This window comes from Enterobacter sp. ENT02 (genome assembly GCF_019219165.1).
GTDB classification, from domain to species: domain Bacteria; phylum Pseudomonadota; class Gammaproteobacteria; order Enterobacterales; family Enterobacteriaceae; genus Enterobacter; species Enterobacter mori.
This window is the reverse complement of record NZ_JAHUWD010000028.1, coordinates 1-299: the sequence shown is the minus strand read 5'-3', so window position 1 is coordinate 299 and position 299 is coordinate 1. Positions and strand designations below refer to the sequence as shown.

Genomic DNA, 299 nt, shown 5'->3' with positions numbered 1-299 from the left:
CGCAGTGCACCTTTTCAGGTTCACTCTGAAGTTTTCTTGTGTTCGCAGTAAAAGGATGGTGGAGCTATGCGGGATCGAACCGCAGACCTCCTGCGTGCAAGGCAGGCGCTCTCCCAGCTGAGCTATAGCCCCATCGTTTGCAATCTCTGTACCGCTCATCCTTTAAAAGGAGTTTGGTAGGCCTGAGTGGACTTGAACCACCGACCTCACCCTTATCAGGGGTGCGCTCTAACCACCTGAGCTACAAGCCTGCAGAGATTTTTACTGCTATTTTCATCAGACAATCTGTGTGAGCACTA

Annotated in this window: 2 tRNA genes; both read right to left on the bottom strand. The window is 51.2% G+C overall.

From position 1 onward, the window contains the following. Positions 1-56: 56 nt before the first annotated feature. Positions 57-132, bottom strand: a tRNA-Ala gene (locus tag KW829_RS22765). Positions 133-174: 42 nt separating this feature from the next. Next, positions 175-251 (bottom strand) — tRNA-Ile (locus tag KW829_RS22760). Positions 252-299: the final 48 nt, after the last annotated feature.